A 19,769-nucleotide genomic window follows, 5' to 3' on the forward strand; every position below is an offset into this window, starting at 1 on the left:
GAATTTTTAACTGATAGAGACTAAACAGCTATAAAATGCACCCGTAGCTCAGCTGGATAGAGCGTTGCCCTCCGAAGGCAAAGGTCGGACGTTCGAATCGTCTCGGGTGCGCCATATTTTTCAAATAGTTATCAACATAATAACAGCATATATTTTTTCTCTAATAACGCTATAATAACGGTGCGAAATAGAATTACATAGTAGAGCAGAGTATATTTTCTGTGACCATAACTACTAATTATGGTGTGTTATTTTGTTGTTTTCATAAGATTAAAAAACATCTCCTAAAATCACTTCAATCGCTGTAATATTCTGTATTTTATAGATATATTGACTTTTCTATTTAAATATGTTACAGTCATTTCGTAGCTAGTATTATCGCTACTTACATCCCTATAGAGATTTTTATAGTCATTAAACTCCATGTTGAAGTTGCTAGGTCTCTAACCTTTAATCACCAATAATAAGCAAAAACATAACAAAGTGTCCGACCGTATCAGATGCTTGTTTCTGCGCGCTTATTTATTGGTAGCTTATCTAAACATAACAGAAAGGAAGTCTTATGCATAATTTACATTTTATAGTTGTTAATGCTGACTCCGCAGAAGACGCGGCTTTAGCAGTTGAGCAACAAATCGCTGACTGGGGAGGCGAAGATAATTGGAGAAGAATTGGTGGTATAGCCTCAGAAGATAATAATGATAATATTGAAAATAAAGAGGATGGCAGGTGGGGATTAGAATTTATTCGCAATATGAATATTGGCAGTGAAAGTAATCTATTTATAAAAACTGTAAGCTATCTAAAAAACTGTATATCAGCAAATATAAAATGTCCTCACTTACTTACAGAAAAGCATAATAATCTAAATTCCTCCTTGTCGGCAAATGCTACATTATTACAAAATTTTCAACAATCTGATGATCCTCTAATTCTGTATCAGATATACCAAAACATAAGATATCTATATCAGATAAGTTTGGCTACAAAGGAGCTATCTAGCAGCAAAGACATACCAGAATTCTACAGTTGGGAACTATGTAACTTTGGTTTAACTGATTTCACCACCATAACTAATGGCAAACAAAGATATATCATCTTCCTAGATATGCATAGCTAGCAATAAATCTGTATTCAGCAGACATTATTTACTGCTCACCCAAAGCATAAATTCATGCTTCTTATTTTCTAACAACAATTATTGGGAGTTATTATGGCAGGCAAGCAAGCCAAGCTACTGACTGATTTTATGGTCACGGCAATGATAAAACATATTCGCAAGAATCGTTATCCAGATCGGGACATAGTAATCATTTTATTATCAACTAAGGCAGGACTTCGTGCTGGTGAGATAGCACAGCTTACTTGGCAAATGGTACTTGACGCTAATGGTAAGGTCGGAAAGCTTATTGAGCTACATGACATAGCGGCTAAAAAGCTACATGGCAGGACTATCCCTATTAATCCTTTATTACGCCACTCTCTTATCAAGCTGCATAAGTTACAAGACTTCCCGTTATCTGGTGAAGTTATATTAAGTGAGCGTAAAACCCCTATCAAGCCAGCATCAATCGTTAAATGGTTCAAGCTATTATATAATGCTCTGGGATATAATGGCTGCAGTAGCCATTCGGGACGTAGAAGCTTTGTTACTAAAGCAGCAAGAAACATTCACTTGGTTGGTGGTAGCCTAAAAGACGTACAGCAACTTGCTGGACACTGCTCACTAGAAACCACTCAAGCTTATATAGAAGGTGACTCTAATATTAAACGCAAACTTATAAATTTATTATAGGAGGTGCTATGGCTGATATTATTAACTTTGCTGACTATTACACTCCAAACAATTTTAATTATAACATAAGTAAGAGATTTTTACATCTTCGTAAAAAATCAAAACCACCTTCACCAGAGCGTCAAGGAAGCCTAGATGGATTATGCGGTATTTACTCTGTTATTAACGCTATAAACTACACGGCAAGACTTTCACAAAAACAGCGTGATGGATTATTCAAACAATTAATTAGGGCAGTTAAAAAGGGTTATGATGTTGATAAATGTATTTTATACGGGACTGATAAAAAGTTACTGCTCTTTATGTTTCAAGCAGCACAGAATTACCTAGGTAAGAAGTATAAGATAAAGGTAAAAATCAACCCATTATTTAACCCTAGAGCAAAACCAGACAAACAACGTTATCTTACCACCTTATCTGACTTTCTTAGTGGTGATAATAGGATTCTAATCGTTGGATTATCGGGCATGCATGAGCATTGGACTTGTATAACCGCAATTACCCCTAAAACTATCAGACTTCTTGATTCTGATGGACTATATTATTTAAGAACGGCAAATTGTTATGTGCGTGGCAAATTTAGTGACAGCAGCCATCTTCTAATTCCAAGCAAAACATGGGGTATTTATTTAAACAATGATAGGTTTCTACCATGAATAATCTCCTCTCTGAAATTATAGAGTTATATTCTGATATTGAATCTATGATAGATGATTATGAATTCTGCGCTAATCATCAAGTTGCTGACATAGATTTTATTCTTTATCAGAATCTTGGTGAGCTAAAAATGGCGGAAATTATCTGCTCTAAGATAAATAACAATAAACTCGCTATCATTATATCTAAACACATAGCCGACCTAAAAAAACAACTAACTAAATACAAAGCCTAAATCTCTGTAAGTTTTATTACATAACTTGTGACAAAATGGCACAAGCAAAGACTTAAGGGTAAGCACGGTATAAGTAACACTTAAATACAAACACCTAGCCATTGAGGTGTAAAGATTTATTCCCATCAATAAAAACATCACAACCAATCGCTGTGGAGGTCAGTGAGGCTATTTTCATGTTTAAATTTTAACTAATAGGAGAACTCTATGAGTAATACTGAGAAAATAAGAGAACTAAATGATAAGATACGCGTAACTGGAACAGGAGACGACACGCTGACGGGTGGCGCTGGCAGTGACTTTATAGACGGAGGTGATGGTAAGGACACAGCGTCTTACGAGGGTGATACGACTGCTATTAACTACGACGTGAAGGCAGGGACTATTAAGCAAGGTAGCGATACCGACATTCTGAAAAACATAGAGCGGGTGATTGGCACATCAGCAAAGAACGACACGGCGGATTTTAAGGGATTTACTGTTCCCAGCACTAAATTTGATTTCTCCATTGATATTGATTCATCGGGTAAATATTACAGCTCCATAAACCTTAAATCAGAGAAACTATCCATATCGCTCGCTGACATTGAACGCTTAGAATTTAGTGATGGTGTGCAGCAAATGGAGATAAAACCACTCTCCAACACATTTACCGATATAGAAGAAATCCATATGGGCGGCGGCAACGATGTGGTTGTTATGTCTGGCGCGCCACAACCATATCTTGAGATCTACCTCGAGGATGGCAATGACGTGTTAGTCTCCGCGCCGAGGGGTAGTATTGTTTATGGTGGGTCTGGAGCGGATACGTTTGAGCTGAGCAGTGACTATCTGATAGCCGACGCTGACACCACCGATACCATCACTTACGGCGGCAGAACAATCCATGGCGGCGTGACCTTCAACACCCAAGAATCCCCATGGGCAAAGGGGATTTATGGTGAAATCATTCCCGCACCCACCCGTGGATCTGGTGCTGCAAACGATAACCCAGCCAACGACAATCACCTTGACATAAGCGTTAACGCTGCTATTGCTAGTTAATAAATTATTTACTCTAAGCTGTGGGTGGTTGAGATGATACCAAGAAAGAACTTAATATTAATCGCGGTTTTACTATGTCTTTATGGTGTATACAAGCTTATATACCCTACTGGCAGCTTTAATTATCGCGTTACCATAGCCGTTGACACGCCCGAAGGTGTTAAAATCGGCAGCGCGGTGCGCAAGGTAACAGCTAGTGACGCTCCCAGAATATCACCCCATGCCATTGGCTCTGTTAGTGTTAAGGGCGAGGCGGTGGTGATTGATTTAGGAGAGAGAGGAGTGTTATTTGCTCTCTTGAGAAGTGAGACCAGCGTAGATTATGGTTATCGTATCGCTTTTAACAATTTCGTTCCTAACGGCGCGTTAACAGGAGAGGTAATACGCCGCTATAGCAGCCTAAGAGGCAAGAAGGAACTGGCATTTGACAAGCTGCCGATGCTGGTGCGGTTTAGAGATATTAACGATCCGAAAACGGTGGAGCTTGTTGACCCGAACGATTTAGCGGCGAGTTTTGGCGAGGGTGTTAAGCTTAAATCCGCTAGCATTGAGATAACTGATGACGCCGTGACCACAGGAGTGGAGAAGTATTTACCTTCATTTGGAAAAGAAACTGGTTATTTAGAATGGTTTAGAAGTTTACCTTACGGTGATAGTCGTAAGATTGGTCCATATGACTTTAAGAAAGGGACAAAAAAATGACAATAAGTAATAAATTATTCAATGCTATATTAGCGATGGACTCCTATAATCGTGGTTACGATGAAGGTATTAAGTTAACTGGAACTAAAGTTGGCAATGCTACGATAACGAAAGATTCAGAAGATCTTGGATTTGTTTCTGGCACTCAAGATAGGCTGGATCAAGCAGCCGGCTTTTACGCTGTGGCATACACCATGCCATCCGGCAAGAAGATCATTTCTTATCGTGGCACGGACGGCAACCCTCTGGATATTGCCACCGGCTGGGTGATCGGAGGTGGCTTGCTTGGCACACCTTATAACCAATCCCAGCTTGCCGTTGAGTTTTTTAACGCGGTAGCAGGCAGTGAAGATCCATATACCGCCAATATGTTCACCACCGGTCACTCTCTCGGTGGTGGGCTTGCCGGATTAGTCGCCGCCGCTTATGGTCAGCCCGCTGATATTTTTGATAATATGCCGTTTGAGTTTGCTGTTTCTACCCTTATTCCTTTATTATTCGCTAGCGGTTATCCTCTTCCTGATTATTCAGCAATAACCGGCTACGCGACCACCGGCGAAGCGTTAGAATCTATCCGACTCCTGCAATCCACCCCCGTAACCGAATATAATTCATATAACAACTCGCTCGGTTCCATTGATTTACACAGCCAATCATTGCTGGTTACTCTGATGTACGGAGCTGAGAATAATCACACTGATTGGCAGGTATTTGGCGAAGAGTTCATAAATTCATTGTTTGATAATAATATCGCCCTTGCCGCCGGAGCGAACTCAATAGAAGGTACCAGAAAAGAGAAAAGTGATTTTTCAGAAATAATGAGGTCCGCCATCGCCTATAGCGTTATAGACGAAGGGACACGGGTGTTTGGCGATACCGCTATTCGCGCTCTGTTTGATGACGCGAACGAGCTGGGCAAGGTGCTGAAGGCGGATGACCACTCAACAACTCTTAAGGATTTATCGGGTTACATCTCCGACATATTCACCCAATATGCTGGACAGTTGGCTCTGGGTAAGATATTGCAATCCACAAACCCTACCGCCGCCAACGATAATTATGAACCAAACATAAAGGTATGCGCATGAAGAAGTTTTTAATTATCATTAGCATTGTGATACTATGCCTGTATGGAACTTATCATGCAGTTTTACCATCATCAACGGTTCGTTATAAGCTAACCTTAAATATTGATGATAACGGCAAGCTAGTTACAGGTTATAGTGTTGTAGAAGTTTATAGGCAGGATACAACAAGAGTTTTTGGCTCTTCGTTGGGTGGCTATGGTGCCCATATTAAAGGTGAAGCGGTAGCTGTTGATTTAGGAGATAAAGGTGTGTTATTCGCCTTGCTAAAAGGTGACTCTGTTCGTAATCCTGATAGCTATAGTAACAGTGAGCCACCATATATTATTGTTCATGCGTTTAAGTCATATTTTGAGAATAATGGTTCTATCATTGATAATATGAACAAACTAAAACAAGACAAACCGAAAACTAGATTATCTAATAAACTCATACCTATGCTTGTAAGGTTTCGTGATATTAATGATTCCACAACGGTAGAGCGCGTTAATCCCAATAATTTAGAAAAAGCTTTTGGTAAGGGAGTAAGGTTGGTTTCAGCAAAGCTAGAGATTACTAATGAGTCGGTTACTAGGAAGATTGAAAATGTTTTGCCGGTCTGGAATGGTAAGAAATTTTCTGAATGGAGAAAAAAAATACCGTATGGAAATTCTTTGGCTATTGATAGAATAGATTTTGAAAGGAAATAAAAATGACAATAAGCAACGAACTATTTAACGCTATTTTATCTTTAGACTCCTACAATCGTGGTTACGGTACAGGAATTAATTTAACTGGCACCAAAATTGGTAATATAACTCTAGTTAGAGATTCATCCATATTACTTGGCTTAGACGGCACAACACGTTTAGATATAGACGCTGGTTTTTATGCTTCCGCCTATCAAACAAGCTCTGGTGATATTATTATTTCCTATCGTGGCACAAATGCCGAAACCGCCGCTAATTTTTTAACTGATGCAATCAATGGCTACATATTAGGTGGTGGCATACCGGGTGATGATCAATCTGTTCTTGCTGTTCGCTTTTATAATGAGATTAAAAATCAATATCCAAACGCTAATATAAGTCTAACAGGACACTCTCTCGGCGGTGGACTAGCCGGTTATGTAGGCGGACTATACGGTAAGTCAGTTAATTTGTTTGATAACATGACATATGAAACAAGTACCATCAATGCCTATGCTAAATCAGTTAACGCTTACATTGATCCAACTAGCGAGTATGGAGACACAAACTTATTGGCAGCTATTTATGGAAACAATCAACCTTGGGATCCAGTCTTTAGTGGCAAAGCCTTTTATTTGGAAGGTGAATTATTAGAAACTTTGTTACCTTTAAGATCTGGTCAAACTCTAACACCAGAAAAACTTGATATAACTAGCACACGTGGCGCAGTTGATTTACATAGTATCGCATTGCTCGCCTCATTGATATATGCAAAGGATAACAGCTTCATCGATTGGAAAAGCATAGGTTCTCCATTTATAGATTCTTTGTTTGATAATGAGATTGCTGGAGCTTTAGGTTTACAAGCTAATGTTAATGGATTTTACGACGCTGCGCAAAAGATGCTTTCAGCCATCGCCTATAGCGTTATAGACGAAGGGACACGGGTGTTTGGTGATACCGCTATTCGCGCCCTGTTTAATGACGCGAACGAGCTGGGCAAGGTGTTAAAGGCTGATGACCACTCAACAACTCTTGAGGATTTATCCGGTTATATATCCGACATATTCACCCAATATGCTGGTCAGCTTGCTTTGGGTAAGATATTGCAATCAGCGGCATCTGTTGTGCTCGACGGAGTGCTAACATTATCAGCCGATGAGAAACTGCTTACGGTTAGTTTCAACCAAGCATTATGGCCAACTGTTAGCGGCGCTCCTGACCAAATAGTCGGCAAAGACCGATTGCTAGACGCTCTTGCCATACCCGTATTAAAATATGTTAAGGGCGAAGGATTCTCGGCTTTACCTGGTGTTCGTGACGCTATGAAATGGCTGTGGGATGATGAGACTGGTAGCAAGATAGATAATATAAAACTCGCCACCAAACAAAACGCTGATAACATCACCCTTGACGCGCGAGTCATAGCATCCGACAATGTCGCTCTATATGTTGATAGTGGCAATGGCAATCACGTCACCGGCTCCGCTGATAATGAGTTTATTTATGGCGGCAAGGGTGATGATAATCTTAAGGGTGGCGGCGGCGATGATTTGCTTATCGGTGGCGCGGGAAATGACCGCATGTCTGGTGGCACAGGTAAGGATTATTATATTGGCGGTGATGGCACCGACATAGTATATTACAGCGGCAGCGCGCCACTTAACATTAATATCCAAGCCGCTGATTCCGGCAAGGTTCTAGATATTACCGCCGCCGGTGAGACCGACCGCGCGGTTCGGGTAGAAGTAATAGAAGCCGGAGTGGGAGGCGACACCATCACCCTGTCTAAGACCATTCAGCATCTTGGCGCGATAATGATTGATGGTAACGCCGGAGTTGACACTCTTAATTATGAAAATGGTGGTAACGGTGTCGCAACTAAAATAGAAGAGATATTATCCACCTACGCCGGAGCTGATTGGAATGGTAAAAAAGATTATATCGGCAGTATAGAAAAAATCAACTTCACCAGCCAGAATGATAAGGTAGATATTAGATTACTTGCCAACACCAAAGTACAAGAAATCCACACCGGAGCGGGTAACGACACTGTGACAATCACCGGCTCGGCGACTGCCTTTAAGCCGGTTATCTACCTAGAAGATGGCAATGACGTGTTAGTCTCCGCGCCGAGGGGTAGTATTGTTTATGGTGGCGCGGGCGAGAATCATTACGAGGCGGGAATGGATTATATAATCGCCGATGCCGATGCTGATGACCATATATATTATGGTGCCCGCCCGATATATGGTGGCGTGAGCTTCAACACCCAAGAATCACCATGGGCAAAGGGGATTTATGGCGAAATCATTCCCGCACCCGCCCGTGGATCTGGAGCTGCTTGCCGCAACCCAGCCAACGATAATTACGTTGACATAAGCGTTAACACTGCTATTGCTAGTTAATAAATTATTTACTCTGGGGTGTGTGGGTAGATTATATAGAATATATAAGGTTTAGATATGTTGTATAAATATATAAAAAAAATATCCTTAGTTATTGTTTGTTACTTTATGGTTTCACAATCTATAGCCGCAGAGATAAGCAAGTCAGATGGCATAGAGATTTTTTCTCAAACAGAAAAGGATAGCGAAATAATACACAAAATAAAAAAACAATTATCTATAGGAATAGATGATAAACTGCTTGCTCATCTAATTGATAAGAACAATACTAGTTACTACATAGTTGATGCACCACACTTAGTGAGACATGGTATTGGCTATAGGAAATTAATCTTGTACAGATACTACGATAATCAATCCCAGAAATTATGGTCTTTAGAATTATCTTTTGATGCCGAATCTGGAGGATGTGGTAGCATTAGTAGAGCGAAAGCTATAGGAATTCAGACTGGTCTGCTAGGATATAATATGAAATCATTTTCCCCGCAAGATTACAATGTAAAAACTGGTACCGTTCAAATAAAACTAAATATCATGGACTGTGAGACAAGAAAAGATAAAGAAAGTCAGATTCTATTTGAAATAGGGAATAATTTTATAACTATCATAGAGTAAATTAGCTAATGGAGACTAAATAAATGGTGTCAGTAACAGATAATTGGATTGGAATCACTAAAATTATTGGTGTGGTTTTAGCAAAAAATGAAGTTGGTAACGATTCAATTAATAATGAAGAACCTTACAAGCTATCTTATGCTGGCGGAAACAGCGGGTATAGTTTTGGCTGGAATCAACTTGATCTATCAAAAAATTCAAAGGCTATTGATCACCTCACTAATATATTAACCAATGCTATAGATCCTAATACTGGAAATCTAGTAGTAGATGATATTAACACGTTCCTTGCTAATTACAGAAATGCGTTAATTACACATGGAATCCTTCCAAATTCTGTTATTACCCAAATAGAATTGGCACTGAGTAGTGCATATGGCAAGACATACCTTGCCAGTTTATTTGAACAGACAACATTGGAGAATATTAATTATGTACTTTCTGAGTTATACAAAGCTGGAGAGAAATATGTTTCTGCTGCTTTAGAAGATCCAAAAATACTTATACAACTTACTGATTATCATAATCAGTTCAATATAAGTATTGGTGGAAAAATGGAGCAGTTTCTGCAAGGTAAATCTGTCACACTTACTGGAGGTACGGTACAAATATCTGGTGATTTAGATATAGATGATATTAGAAATTTTATAACTAGTACAGAATGGGCTACTAGTGGTCATATGGATGATATAAACCGCCGTTTTGGGAATATAGATGACACAGTGACACAAAATATCCCTATTGATTTAGTGGACAAGACGATAGGCGGAAGTAATAGTAGCTTTAATTTACTTGGAGCTGTTGGTTCAGCCAATATTACTTTTGGTGGATCAGGTAATGATAAATTATATGGTAGTTATCAAAGTGATGTGCTTTCTGGGGGTTCTGGAAATGATGAGTTAAGTGGTAATGATGGTGATGATCGTTTATTTGGTCATAGCGGCAATGATTTGCTGATCGGCGGCAAAGGCAATGATATTTTAGACGGCGGTGAAGATGCCAGTAAACTAGATATTGATACAATTAGCTACGAAGACAGACTATTTGGTGTTGATGTAAAAATCACAGAACGAGGTGATAACGAAGTTGTTAACCCATCGCTTATAATTAGCCGTGAAAATGATATAATATTAAACATAGAAAAAATCAACTTCACCAGCCAGAATGACACTGTGGAAATCAGGTTACTAGCGAGTACACAACTACAAGAAATCCACACCGGAGCGGGTGACGACACTGTGACAATCACCGGCTCGGCGACTGCCTTTAAGCCGGTTATCTACCTAGAGGACGGCAATGACGTGTTAGTCTCCGCGCCGAGGGGTAGTATCGTCTATGGTGGCGCGGGCGAGAATCATTACGAGGCGGGAATGGATTATATAATCGCCGATGCCGATGCTGATGACCATATATATTATGGTGCCCGCCCGATACATGGCGGCGTGAGCTTCAACACCCAAGAATCCCCATGGGCGAAGGGGTTATATGGCGTGCGCTACGGCAGGAACGAGGATGACGAGCTGGTTATCGTAACTCCTGACGGCAGACAAACATTCATCGCCAACTTCAACTTTGACCTAGCGGGCGAGCGCACCGCTGGCTTGCTGGTTGGTGAGGGAACGCTGGAGTTTCACCGCCTGTTGGAATCACCGAAAGGCTTTAATCTTTACGGCACGTTTGAGACGATATTCGGCTATTACATGAAGGCGATATTCGGCATCTCGTTCTTTCCGGGCATTGACCCGCTGATACTGGATATGGATGGTGACGGGGTGGAACTGAATGCCCGTCTTGGTGTCTCCCCTTTTTATGATATTGACGCTGACGGCTTCGCCGAGCAAACGGGCTGGGCACGGGGCGATGACGCTTTCCTCGTGCGTGACCTCAACGCTAACGGGATTATTGATGATGTCTCGGAAATGTTCGGCGATGTCACCACCTCCGGCTTTGACGCGCTTAGAGTGCTAGATAGTAATAATGACGGGGTGATTAACGCCGCTGATAATGAGTTCTCCACCCTGCTATTATGGCAAGACGTAAATGAGAATACGCTAACCGACGCCGGTGAGCTGACAAGCCTTAATGCTGCCAACGACAATTACGTTGACATAAGCGTTAACATTGCTATTGCTAGTTAAGGAATTATTTACTCTGGAGTATATGGGTTGTGATGAGGAAAGTAACAAAAAGAAAGTTATAGCACACATGAAAAAAACGTTTTTTATTTTCGTAGCAATAAATATTTTTTTAGGGCTGTGTTTTTTATCCTTTCAAACATTTGCTAATAAAGTCACGGTCAGACAACTATTTATTGAGTATTATAATCCTATCAACAGAGAATATTATACGCTTCGGCAAGGATCACCTCAGTTGAAGGAAGAGCCATATAATTATATTTTGACATCGCTCAAAACTCAGTTAGTTGCTATAGATCAGGAAACAGTTGAGTATGATAATGACCAAGCAGATTATCATGTAATATTTATAGATATACCTTATACCTATCAAAAGGAATTTAGAAATAGAAAATTTGAAGTTCCAAATATAGATCCTCCGCTTCCAAAAAATAAATATAAAGATGATAAGAATATAACATCATACAGGTTTGTGTCTCCATGGGTACGTGGAACTATTTACATTAAGGGTAAAAAACCGATAGGTGGAACTATTATATTCCCTATCTCTAATATGCTTCGTATGAAAGAGTTATATTATGCTTCTCATGGCGATTGGAATAAATTCTCTAAAGGTAATCCAACTAATCTAGATGATGTAACAATGTCTTATGAGAATATTTATCAACCAGCACTAGAGAAATACATAAGAATATTCTTAGACAGCTCTAGCGGACGTCCTACAGAGGAGCAAATTGATAAAGTATTCTCTCCTGATGGTATACAGACATTATTTTGGGCAAGAATAGCAAGATTAGCTCCTCAAACTACAATAGTTAGATTTACTGGTGGAGGGAAGATAGTAGAGTGTTTAAGAAGATCTAAGGTTTATTATATTAACATTTATAAATATATATTAGAAGAAATATTAAAAAAAAGTATTACTGAAACTGATAATAATATTATATACAGTATAACCCCACCTGTAGAATTATTGAAGTCTATACATAACTCCAGTGGTGATTACAATTGCTTTTCAAAATACATTAAGGAGACCTCAAAATGACGATTCAAACTTTGTTAAGCAATATAATTTTTAATGGGTTTTCTTCAATAGATGAAGCGAAGGTACGCCTTGCTATAACAGATTTATATAATGTTTCAACAACTGCACGTACTATGCTAGATAAAGTGACCCCTCAACAGCAACTGACAATTAATTTTTTGTCTGGTCATTTTCAAGCACATGGAGCCGGAGCATATCAATTAGAAATTGACCCTAATTATAACGATAAATTATTCTTCGTCACTCCAACAGGTAAAGCTATACAATACCCTCTTTCTGTTAACATAGCTCACGAGCTTGAACATGCAATAAACGGCACCCTTGAAAACCCTAGAACAGACATTAACTTAGCTGGACCAACAGTAATTGCCACTAATGTTATTCATGACGAAATGGGAATAGCACGCAGGTTAACTTATGAAGGAGCGGCAGATATAACAGATACCTCAGTTCAAATCAATAAGGATTATACAAATGGAACCGTGATTGATGTAGCTATAGTCATGCTAACAAGTGAAGGAACTACAAATTATGATGTTATTTCAGCTAATCATATTACAGATAGTAGAGATTTAATAATAGGTAACAATAGTACTAATTTCATATATACTGGTGATGGTGATGATTTTATATACGGTTACGGTGGAAATGATAACTTAGAAGGAGGAAATGGAAATGATTTTCTCGACGGTGGAGATGGTATAGACACGGCTGAATATGATGGGAGTGTTGTAAGTATAGAAATAAGAGTATCATCCCCTAACTCAAGTAATCTTGGTACTATAGAGATAGATGCTGGTTCTGGGAATATTGATCATATAAAAAATATAGAAAGAATTAACTTGAGTGCCTTAGACAATACTATAACTGTCACTCGTAGTTCCAATATACACTATCCAAACAATATCATGATTGATGGCGGAGCTGGTGAAGACACATTGATATACGCTGGTGCAAGCGTCATAACAGCCATAAAGGAAATATCTTCTGTTAGTGAATCTGATTCACAAAATAAATTTAGAATGGAGCTTATAGGCAATATAGAAAATATTAAAGGGACATCTGGTAATGATACGTTAGGAATAGTTCTCCTGCCCACCACCAAAGTACAGAAAATCCACGCCGGTGACGGAGATGATGAGGTATCGGTGGTTGGTTCACTGGTTGCTTTCAAGCCGACGATATATCTTGAGAATGGTGATGATACTCTGGTCGCCGCTCCTCGTGGGAGTATCGTCTACGGCGGCGCAGGCGCTGACAAGTTTGAACTTGGCAGTGACTATCTGATAGCCGATGCTGACACCAGCGACACCATCACTTACGGCGGCAGAACAATCCATGGTGGTATCAACTTCAACACCCAAGAATCCCCATGGGCGAAGGGGATTTATGGTAGTATTATTCCCGCACCCGCCCGTGGATCCGCTGCTGCAAACGATAACCCAGCCAACGACAATTACATTGACATAAATATTTATGCTAAGGTGGGTTGAGATGCTATTAACTGAAACAAAATTACTGCTAAAAACGGTCGCTGACTTACGGGCTAAGGGTGAGTTGGATGAGGAGAAGTGGGGAAGGATAAGTAAATATATACTAAGTTTCTATGGAGGTGTTTTTATAATAGCTTCGTCATTTATATTGTATGATTACTTTTATACAAATTTACTAATAAAGTTGCCGTTATTTGCCATAATAATGGCGTTTGTTTTTTTCTTAACGTTTATGATAATTAATAAAATATTCGTGAAAAAGGTAGTTAACTTTATATTACTATATACGATAGGTAAGAAAGCAATGGCTTCATTAATTAGGTGTGATTGGACTGAAGGTATGTACTTTGTAAAGCGATATTCTTTAGATTATTCGTACAAAAATAACATTGGAAAGATTTATATAAAGAAAAATGAAAATTGTAGTGATTTGGGCTTTTTAGGGGCAAACATCAATATATTAACATCCTTAAAAGCAGGAGACAATATTAATATTCTATATTTAGAGAAATACCCTATAACCTCTACAATTTTTGTTGAGGAGCTAAATGAAAAATATAATTTAAGGAGAGGAACTAATCATGCCACGCTATGAAGATTACGGAACTTATATTAGACGAGATGATGCAATAGTCGGAGCTTTCGCTAGTACGATTAATCCTCTTATAGATGATTGGTTATCAAACGCTAAAGTAAAAGTGTTAGCCCAAGAGGTTGTGGAGTCAACAAAATTTTTCTTAAAAACAGGTCTTCCTGGAGCAGTAATTGGAGCCTCAGCACAAGCTATTGATGTAACTATTAATAGCGATGGTGACATATCGCTAATATATAATACATCAAAATTAAACGTAGGTAATATTTTAGTTGATACTGGAGCAACTTTTTTAATAGCAGCAGGTATTTTAGGTCTGTTAGCGGCGGCAGATGTTGCGATTGGAGTTGTTGCTTTAGTAGGGGTTTCTATTGGTGCCAGTTTGTTATGGAGTGGTATAACCGGTGGATTTAATAGTGTTCAGGATATTATAACCGATAGCAATGACATCCAAGTCCGCATATTCACGGATGGTGGCACGCATGTGGCTAGTTATATTTATCCGGAGGGGCAGGATTATCCGGACAGTCCGGCGGAAGCGGTTCAAGGGTTGTTATTTAACTTCGCCCATGCCATCCCTAACAATAACTTCACCATCAACATCAGCGGTGGCAGTGATAGCGGCGCTGAGTTTAAGATAGACTCCCAACCCTATCAGAATATCGCCGGCAGGGTTGGTGTTTCTGTGGATAATATGATGAGCGTAATCCACTCACCGGAGTATGATAACTCCAACTACACCGCCAGCAACGCCGTTATGGGTAAGGTGTATTATTACCCAACTAATTATAAACTAAAATTAGTGGTTCCAGTTGTAATTGATGGTGTTACTCAGAATATATTGGTTAATAATATTTATGATTCCACCGGCAAGATAGCGGGCATAGATTCCAGCCAGTCAACTGACTCCAACCTGATATTAGCGGCAGCCGGTAATAGCAATGTTTTTGGCACTACCGGCAAGGATTTGATATTGGGCAGTAGCGGCAATAATACCATCAACGGCATTGGTGGTAGCGATATAATCTTCGGCTATGGTGGTAACGATATAATACATGGCGGAGTTGGGGTAGATAATATATTGGTCGGCGGCAGCGGTGATGACCAGTTGTTCGGACATGGCGGCATTGGTGGAACTAGCAGCTTTTACGGAGATGGTGGTAATGACATAATAGTTGGCAGCGATGGTAACGACCTGATTCGTGGTGGCGCTGATAACGACACACTGACTGGTGGTATCGGCAACGACATTATGGATGGTGGCGCTGGTTATGACACTATTAAATACGAAGCCAGTTTTTTTGGTTTAATCGGGCGAGATATAACATTATCAGAAAGAGCGACAGTACCGGCGGTCTCTAATGCTAAAACCAGCATAGAGGTTGACTTGATGATTGACGTGGAACGGGTTGAGGCGACTTCCGCCAGCGACAACATAGGAATAGTTCTCCTGCCCACCACCAAAGTACAGGAGATACACGCCGGTGACGGAGATGATGAGGTATCGGTGGTTGGTTCACTGGTTGCTTTCAAGCCGACGATATATCTTGAGAATGGCGACGATACTCTGCTCGCTGCCCCTCGTGGGAGTATCGTCTATGGTGGGTCTGGAGCGGATACGTTTGAGCTGGGCAGTGACTATCTGATAGCCGACGCTGACACCGGCGACACCATCACTTACGGCGGTAGAACAATCCATGGTGGGATTAACTTCAACACCCAAGAATCCCCATGGGCAAAGGGGTTATATGGCGTACGTTACGGCAGGAACGAGGATGGTGAACTGGTAATAGTCACTCCTGACGGCAGACAGACTTTCGTTGCTAACTTCAATTTTGACCTGGCGGGTGAGCGCACCGCCGGCTTGCTGGTTGGCGAGGGCAGTTCAGAGTTTTACCGCCTGTTGGATTCACCGAAAGGCTTTAATCTTTATGATACTTTTGAGGCGATATTTGGCTATTACATGAAGGCGATATCTGGCATATCGTTTTTTCCGGGCATTGACCCGCTGATACTGGACATGGATGGTGACGGGGTGGAGCTTAACGCCCGTCTTGGTGTCTCACCTTTTTATGATATTGACGCTGACGGCTTTGCCGAGCAAACGGGCTGGGCACGGGGCGATGACGCTTTCCTCGTGCGTGACCTCAACGCTAACGGGATTATTGATGACGCCTCCGAGATGTTTGTATTATCCCCCGCCCCTGAGCGGGGGTCTCATCCCGTAGTCACAAAAGCCGTCAATGACAACGTAGCAACACCCACCGCCACCAACGACAATCACCTTGACTTAAGCATTAACACTGCTATTGCTAGTTAATAAATTATTTACTCTGGAGTATATGGGTTGAGATGAAGAAGATACTATATTGGATAGGAAGACACTGGATATTATCACTTTTTTTATTAATTGGTAGTGTTTCTTCAGGGCTTAACTATTCTGGATTTTGTATTGAGCAGGGTAGATGGCTTAGCGATGAGGAGTTTTTATTGGCTATGTTGGGTTACACAGAAGGAGATACTATACGCAATGAAGAAAGAAAAAAATTCCTTAGAGAAAACCCTGAATGCTGCCGTTTGTACAGAGGAGATACAGGTATGGTGTCAAACATAGACTGGTTGAATAGAATAACAGGTTCTATTTATGCATCCGGTGAAGTAGACTCTAAACTTCCTGATACAGAAATATGGTATGGAACAAACCCACCTCTAGATTACTATAGAAGATACATAACTCTAGATACTTGCGGGAAGTCATATAGTAAATTTAGCGATAAAATTACAAAACAAGACAGTGAATTATCTTACGAAATATATTTAAGAAAGAAACAAAAAGGAGTTGCTCATGACAGTTTATAATTGGAATCAGCTTGGCATTGAAGAAGTTACCAATCTCTACCTTTACGGTTCGTTAAACACTCCGGATAATTTGGCAAGCGATACATTGATTCGTCCAAAGGTAGTGCGTCAAAATGATGTTTACATGTTTGAAGACGGAACACCTCTTGCATCCATTACTTTAGATACTGTGTCCTTTATGTCCAGCGGTCCTGGATATTTTGCAAAAGCCTCTAATTCGGCATTAATTCAGCAATTTTTTAATAACACTACGTTGCTTTCTACTAGTGGTGTTCGCCAAGAATTTAGCCTCGCAATGATAAAAAGTATTCTAGGTTTAAACGATATTCAAAGTAATATTTCTATTCAACAATATGCTTATGATGTTGGAAGCGCAGATTTTTTACAAAGAAGTTATATCTATAATACTTCTGGGTTTACAATTACGGATAATCATTCTCCAGCCGATAGAAAAATTAAATTTATCATTGAAGCGGATGGTACAAGACATATACAAAATATGCGAATTCTTCCACTAAGTGATAATTTTGACTTTGACTCATCTGATAAATCAACTGTTCTTGCAAACACTGTTTTGCAGCCAAATATAGACCCCTCTAATATTGGAAGAAGAGCAAATATTATATTTGACGAAGCAAGTAAAGCCAATGTCCCACTAATAACAGACTATTATAAAGCTGATTATGATAATGATGTTGCCGCTACGAACAGCTGGTTTGATGCCGCCGCTGGTCTTGCTAAACTTTCTACACTTAGTAGTTCCCTTATTTCTGATCTATGGGATTCTGGTGTCACTAAATTCCTTACAGCAGATAACCGCCCTATAATATATGGCACGAATGATGGAGACACATTTAATGCCAGTATATTTAATGATTCCAGCCTTCCAACACTTGCTCCCTACGCAAAAAATGGGATTGTATTTATCGGCGGAAAAGGTGATGATACTTTCGTAAATAGCACTCATAATAGCGATAATAATGATATATTTGATGGTGGAGAAGGTGTTGATACTGTTAAGTATAGTTCATTTTTATTTGGTAAAGATATTGCAATATCAGAACGTTCTTCCATTCCAGAGTTGCCGAGTCCAAACGCTAGTATTAATACCAGTATAGAAGTTGACTTAATTGTTAATATAGAAAAAATAGAAGCAACCAGCAATAGCGACAACATAGGAATAGTTCTCCTGCCCACCACCAAAGTACAGGAGATACACGCCGGTGACGGAGATGATGAGGTATCGGTGGTTGGTTCACTGGTTGCTTTCAAGCCGACGATATATCTTGAGAATGGTGATGATACTCTGGTCGCTGCCCCTCGTGGCTCCATCGTCTATGGCGGGTCTGGAGCGGATACGTTTGAGCTGGGCAGTGACTATCTGATAGCCGACGCTGACACCAGCGACACCATCACTTACGGCGGCAGAACAATCCATGGTGGGATTAACTTCAACACCCAAGAATCACCATGGGCGAAGGGGATTTATGGCGTGCGTTACGGCCGGAATGAGGATGACGAGCTGGTTATCGTAACTCCTGATGGCAGACAGACATTCATCGCTAACTTTAACTTTGACCTAGCGGGTGAGCGCACCGCTGGCTTGCTGGTTGGCGAGGGAACGCTGGAGTTTCACCGCCTGTTGGAATCACCGAAAGGCTTTAACCTTTACGGCACGTTTGAGGCGATATTCGGCTATTACATGAAGGCGATATTCGGCATCACCTTCTTTCCGGGCATTGACCCGCTGATACTGGATATGGATGGTGACGGGGTGGAACTGAACGCCCGTCTTGGTGTCTCGCCTTTTTATGATATTGACGCTGACGGTTTCGCTGAGCAAACGGGCTGGGCACGGGGCGATGATGCTTTTCTCGTGCGTGACTTAAACGCCAACGGGATTATTGATGATGTCTCGGAGATGTTCGGCGATGTATCAACCACTGGCTTTGACGCGCTTAGAGTGCTAGATAGTAATAATGACGGGGTGATTGACGCCGCTGATAATGAGTTCTCCACCCTGCTATTATGGCAAGACGTAAATGAGAATATGCTAACAGACGCCGGTGAGCTGACAAGCCTTAATGCCGCCGGAATTACCTCCATTGATTTAAGCAGCACGCCAAGCGGTGAGCTGGTCGCCGGTAACTATGTTGACTCTGTGGGCAGCTTCACCCTAAGTGATGGCAGCACGCGTGAGATAGCCGACGTTACCTTCCGCGCCAATCAACGTGATACTATCTGGCTGGGTGATGATACGATAGACGCGGTGGCGGCAACCCTGCCCGAACTTAAAGGATTCGGCACACTAACCGACCTGAGAATAGCCATGACCGATAGCGCGAGCTTGAAGGGGGCAAATGATAATTACGTTGACATAAGCGTTAACACTGCTATTGCTAGTTAATAAATTATTTACTCTAAACTGTGGATGGG

General features: G+C 40.6%; 17 protein-coding genes and 1 tRNA gene. All 18 read left to right on the forward strand.

The annotated features are described in order from the left end of the window. Positions 1–37: 37 nt before the first annotated feature. A tRNA-Arg gene (locus R3D71_09975) sits at positions 38–114 on the forward strand. A gap of 448 nt (positions 115–562) precedes the next feature. Beyond that, the gene (locus R3D71_09980; protein MEZ5691973.1) at positions 563–1,120 is read left to right on the forward strand and encodes a hypothetical protein; all 558 of its coding nucleotides are present in this window, start codon (positions 563–565) and stop codon (positions 1,118–1,120) included. A 93-nt stretch (positions 1,121–1,213) separates the two neighbouring features. Continuing rightward, entirely contained in the window at positions 1,214–1,795 is a 582-nt protein-coding gene (locus tag R3D71_09985; protein ID MEZ5691974.1) for a site-specific integrase, read from the forward strand. A gap of 8 nt (positions 1,796–1,803) precedes the next feature. Beyond that, a complete protein-coding gene (locus R3D71_09990; protein MEZ5691975.1) occupies positions 1,804–2,451 on the forward strand; it encodes a hypothetical protein in 648 nt (215 codons plus the stop codon). Continuing rightward, a complete protein-coding gene (locus R3D71_09995; GenBank protein MEZ5691976.1) occupies positions 2,448–2,687 on the forward strand; it encodes a hypothetical protein in 240 nt (79 codons plus the stop codon). The genes R3D71_09990 and R3D71_09995 overlap by 4 nt, the downstream gene beginning before the upstream one ends. A 207-nt stretch (positions 2,688–2,894) precedes the next feature. Further along, positions 2,895–3,731 (forward strand): hypothetical protein, encoded by an 837-nt coding sequence (locus R3D71_10000; protein MEZ5691977.1) that lies wholly within the window; start codon positions 2,895–2,897, stop codon positions 3,729–3,731. A gap of 33 nt (positions 3,732–3,764) precedes the next feature. Beyond that, entirely contained in the window at positions 3,765–4,433 is a 669-nt protein-coding gene (locus R3D71_10005; GenBank protein MEZ5691978.1) for a hypothetical protein, read from the forward strand. Then, positions 4,430–5,521: an Mbeg1-like protein gene (locus tag R3D71_10010; protein MEZ5691979.1), complete on the forward strand. Its 1,092-nt coding sequence runs from the start codon at positions 4,430–4,432 to the stop codon at positions 5,519–5,521. The genes R3D71_10005 and R3D71_10010 overlap by 4 nt, the downstream gene beginning before the upstream one ends. Then, a complete protein-coding gene (locus tag R3D71_10015) occupies positions 5,518–6,207 on the forward strand; it encodes a hypothetical protein (protein MEZ5691980.1) in 690 nt (229 codons plus the stop codon). Before R3D71_10010 ends, R3D71_10015 begins: the two co-directional genes overlap by 4 nt. Positions 6,208–6,209: 2 nt before the next feature. After that, the gene (locus tag R3D71_10020) at positions 6,210–8,594 is read left to right on the forward strand and encodes a hypothetical protein (protein MEZ5691981.1); all 2,385 of its coding nucleotides are present in this window, start codon (positions 6,210–6,212) and stop codon (positions 8,592–8,594) included. 57 nt (positions 8,595–8,651) lie between these two features. Then, a complete protein-coding gene (locus R3D71_10025) occupies positions 8,652–9,209 on the forward strand; it encodes a hypothetical protein (GenBank protein MEZ5691982.1) in 558 nt (185 codons plus the stop codon). A 23-nt stretch (positions 9,210–9,232) separates the two neighbouring features. Then, the gene (locus R3D71_10030) at positions 9,233–11,347 is read left to right on the forward strand and encodes a hypothetical protein (protein MEZ5691983.1); all 2,115 of its coding nucleotides are present in this window, start codon (positions 9,233–9,235) and stop codon (positions 11,345–11,347) included. 67 nt (positions 11,348–11,414) lie between these two features. Further along, positions 11,415–12,389 (forward strand): hypothetical protein, encoded by a 975-nt coding sequence (locus R3D71_10035; GenBank protein MEZ5691984.1) that lies wholly within the window; start codon positions 11,415–11,417, stop codon positions 12,387–12,389. After that, the gene (locus R3D71_10040; protein MEZ5691985.1) at positions 12,386–13,882 is read left to right on the forward strand and encodes a hypothetical protein; all 1,497 of its coding nucleotides are present in this window, start codon (positions 12,386–12,388) and stop codon (positions 13,880–13,882) included. Before R3D71_10035 ends, R3D71_10040 begins: the two co-directional genes overlap by 4 nt. Position 13,883: 1 nt before the next feature. Next, positions 13,884–14,477, forward strand: coding sequence for a hypothetical protein (locus R3D71_10045; GenBank protein ID MEZ5691986.1), 594 nt, complete (start codon positions 13,884–13,886; stop codon positions 14,475–14,477). After that, complete coding sequence (locus R3D71_10050; protein MEZ5691987.1) at positions 14,464–16,794, forward strand: calcium-binding protein; 2,331 nt, start codon at positions 14,464–14,466, stop codon at positions 16,792–16,794. Before R3D71_10045 ends, R3D71_10050 begins: the two co-directional genes overlap by 14 nt. 32 nt (positions 16,795–16,826) lie before the next feature. Continuing rightward, a complete protein-coding gene (locus R3D71_10055) occupies positions 16,827–17,333 on the forward strand; it encodes a hypothetical protein (GenBank protein ID MEZ5691988.1) in 507 nt (168 codons plus the stop codon). After that, a complete protein-coding gene (locus R3D71_10060) occupies positions 17,320–19,740 on the forward strand; it encodes a hypothetical protein (protein MEZ5691989.1) in 2,421 nt (806 codons plus the stop codon). Before R3D71_10055 ends, R3D71_10060 begins: the two co-directional genes overlap by 14 nt. The last annotated feature ends 29 nt before the right edge of the window (positions 19,741–19,769 follow it).

The sequence above is a fragment of the Rickettsiales bacterium genome, assembly GCA_041396965.1.
Taxonomy (GTDB): Bacteria; Pseudomonadota; Alphaproteobacteria; order Rickettsiales; family SXRF01; genus SXRF01.